This window comes from Streptomyces sp. SID4985, assembly GCF_009863025.1.
Classification (GTDB): Bacteria; Actinomycetota; Actinomycetes; order Streptomycetales; family Streptomycetaceae; genus Streptomyces.
Map to the genome: position 1 here is coordinate 1 of NZ_WWIR01000252.1, position 3397 is coordinate 3397.

Sequence of the window (3397 nt, forward strand, 5' to 3'; positions counted from 1 at the left end):
CGAGCCGATGGAGGACATCGTCCAGGTCGGCACCATCGGCCTGATCAAGGCGATCGACCGCTTCGACTGCGAACGGGGCGTGGAGTTCCCGACGTTCGCGATGCCGACGGTCGTGGGCGAGATCAAGCGCTTCTTCCGCGACACCTCGTGGTCGGTGCGGGTGCCGCGTCGGCTCCAGGAGCTGCGCCTGGCGCTGACCAAGGCCAGCGACGAGCTGTCCCAGCGCCTGGACCGCTCCCCGACCGTGCCGGAACTCGCGGCCGCGCTCGGGGTCTCCGAGGAGGACGTGGTCGACGGCCTCGCCGTGGGCAACGCCTACACGGCGTCCTCGCTGGACTCCCCGGCCCCCGAGGACGACGGCGGCGAGGGCTCGCTGGCCGACCGCCTGGGGTACGAGGACACGGCCCTGGAGGGCGTGGAGTACCGGGAGTCGCTGAAGCCGCTGCTGGCCAAGCTGCCGCCGCGCGAGCGCCGGATCATCATGCTGCGCTTCTTCGCCAACATGACGCAGTCGCAGATCGGCGAGGAGGTCGGGATCTCCCAGATGCACGTGTCCCGGCTGCTCACCCGCACCCTCTCCCAGCTGCGGGAGGGCCTGGTCGCCGACTGAGCGACCGGGCAAAAGACGGCGGCGTGGAGCAGTCGCTCCACGCCGATTCCGCCGAGAATGTGAGTCGGAGGGGCTCCTGCCGGAGCCCGTCCCTTACTTGAGCGCCAGCCACGCCACCGCGGCGACGACGGCCACGGCCACGACGATGCCGATGATCAGACCGACGCGCGGACCGGACGAGGTCGCCTGCTGCTGGACGGGCGGGGGAGCGTCGTCGACGAACGCGCGGAACATCTGGGTGCTGCCGGCGGGGTCGTAATTGCCCTGCGGGCCCTGGGTGTTAGCCATGGGCCGAGACACTAGCGAATCCCCGGTTGCGGCCCAAGTGCGGGGCCACCGGGACAGACGCGGGCACGTCACCCGCAGCCACCTGCATATTTACGATCGCAATACTTGCCTTTGCCAAGTTTTTGCGCCGAACCGCCCCTGTTTATTTGCCTGTGGCAACCAAGCACTCTTATGGTTGCCCCAAGCAACGAATACGGGAGGTGTGATGGCCGGGCAGGCGCAGTTCGAGGAACTGGCACGTCAGCTCAGTGCCGTCGGCGCCGTGAAACGCGACATGGGGCGCATCCTGCCCCCGGACTGCCCGGCCGGTTCCGCCGCCGTGCTGACGCTGCTCGGCCGTCACGGAGCCATGCGCATGAGCAGGCTCGCCGAGCTGCTCTCCGTCGACATGTCGGTCACGAGCCGGCATGTCGCGCACGTCGCGGACCGCGGCTGGATCGAACGGTCGCCGGACCCCGCCGACAAGCGCTCGCGCATCCTGCGCCTGACGCCGGCCGGAGCACGGCAGCTCGAGGAGCTGTCGCTGCGGACCAGCCGGCTGCTGGCCGAGCGGCTGAGCGACTGGACCGACGACGAGGTCGGCCAGCTGATCCGGCTGATGACCCGGCTGCGCGCGTCCTTCGGGGACTGCCGCAGCGGGCTGCCGAGACAGGGCGCCCCCGTAGTCGAAGAGACCACCCGTACACCCGCTCATATGTAAAGGAAGCCCATGGCAACAACCACACCGGCCGGTGTGCGGGCTCACGCCAAGCACGGGGGAGGCGCCGACCAGGCCCCGATGACGCATCGGCAGATCATGGAGGCTCTCTCCGGACTGCTGCTCGGCATGTTCGTGGCGATCCTGTCGTCCACGATCGTCTCCAACGCCCTGCCGCACATCATCGGAGACCTCGGCGGCGGCCAGTCCGCCTACACCTGGGTCGTCACCGCCGCCCTGCTGTCGATGACCGCGGCCACGCCCCTGTGGGGCAAGCTGGCCGACCTGTACAGCAAGAAGGCGCTCGTCCAGATAGCCCTGGTCATCTATGTCGTCGCCTCCATGGCGGCGGGCCTGTCGCAGAACCCCGGCATGCTGATCGCCTGCCGTGTGGTGCAGGGCATCGGCGTCGGCGGTCTGTCCGCCCTGGCGCAGATCGTCATGGCGGCGATGATCTCCCCGCGCGAGCGCGGTCGTTACTCCGGCTACCTCGGCGCGACCTTCGCGGTCGCGACCGTCGGCGGCCCGCTGCTCGGCGGTGTCATCACCGACACCTCCTGGCTGGGCTGGCGCTGGTGCTTCTACGTCGGCGTCCCCTTCGCCGTCATCGCGCTGATCGTGCTCCAGAAGACCCTGCACCTGCCCGTCGTGAAGCGGGACGTCAAGGTCGACTGGGGCGGCGCGTCCCTGATCTCGGCGGCCGTCTCGCTGCTGCTGGTCTGGGTCACCTTCGCCGGTGACAAGTACGACTGGGTCTCCTGGCAGACCTACGCGATGGTCGGCGGTTCGATCGTGCTCGGCGCGCTGTTCGTGCTCGTGGAGGCCAAGGCCGCCGAGCCGATCATTCCGCTGCGGCTCTTCAAGAACCGCACCATCACGCTCGCCTCGCTCGCCTCGCTGTTCGTCGGCGTCGCGATGTTCAGCGGCACCGTGTTCTTCAGCCAGTACTTCCAGCTGGCCCGCGACAAGTCCCCGACCATGTCGGGCGTGCTGACCATCCCGATGATCGGCGGCCTGTTCATCTCCTCGACCGTCTCGGGTCAGTTCATCACCCGCACCGGGCGCTGGAAGGCGTGGCTGGTCAGCGGTGGCGTCCTGGTCACGGCGGGCCTGCTCCTGCTGGGCGGCATCCGGTACGACACGGACTACTGGAAGATGGCCATCTTCATGGCCCTGCTGGGTCTCGGCATCGGCATGATGATGCAGAACCTGGTGCTCGCCACGCAGAACCAGGTGTCCCCCGCGGACCTCGGCTCCGCCAGCTCCACGGTCACCTTCTTCCGCTCCCTCGGCGGCGCGGTGGGCGTCTCGGCGCTCGGCGCGGTGATGGCCCACCGGATCACGCACTACGTCAAGGACGGCGTCTCCGCCCTCAGCCCGAAGTACCAGGCCGCGCTGGCCGGTTCCAGCTCGACCGACACCATCCCGGACATGAACAAGCTGCCCGCGCCGCTGCGCACGCTCATGGAGAGCGCGTACGGCCACGGCATCGCGGACGTGTTCTTCATCGCGGGTCTCCTCGCGGCGATCGCCTTCCTGATCACGCTGTTCATCAAGGAGGTCCCGTTGCGGACCAAGGGCGCGCTGGCGCAGAGCGCCGAGGCCGAGGCCCCGATCGACCCGGCCGCCGCTCCGGTGGTCGCCGAGTCCCAGGAGGTCCCGGTGCTGGTGGGCGCCCTCGGCGGGGCCGATGCGCAGGCCGACGGCACGGCTCCGGCCGCGCACGCCAGGCCCGTCGCCGCCACCGCGTCCGTCGCCGAGTCCCAGCCGGGCACCGGCACGGGCACGCCGGTCGGCGGGCA

Annotated in this window: 4 protein-coding genes; 3 read left to right on the forward strand and 1 reads right to left on the reverse strand. The window is 69.6% G+C overall.

Annotated features, from left to right (window positions below):
- On the forward strand, positions 1–610 hold a 610-nt coding region (locus GTW40_RS10310; RefSeq protein WP_161179866.1), incomplete at its 5' end, for an RNA polymerase sigma factor SigF.
- A 93-nt stretch (positions 611–703) separates the two neighbouring features.
- Here GTW40_RS10310 and GTW40_RS10315 read toward each other — a convergent pair.
- On the reverse strand, positions 704–898 hold the full coding sequence (locus tag GTW40_RS10315; protein WP_161179867.1) for a hypothetical protein: 195 nt from the start codon (positions 896–898) through the stop codon (positions 704–706).
- A gap of 205 nt (positions 899–1103) precedes the next feature.
- Between GTW40_RS10315 and GTW40_RS10320 the strand changes: the two genes are divergently transcribed.
- Positions 1104–1598 (forward strand): MarR family transcriptional regulator, encoded by a 495-nt coding sequence (locus GTW40_RS10320; RefSeq protein ID WP_161179868.1) that lies wholly within the window; start codon positions 1104–1106, stop codon positions 1596–1598.
- 9 nt (positions 1599–1607) lie between these two features.
- The coding region (locus GTW40_RS10325) for an MDR family MFS transporter (protein WP_202485673.1) at positions 1608–3397 on the forward strand (1790 nt) is incomplete at its 3' end.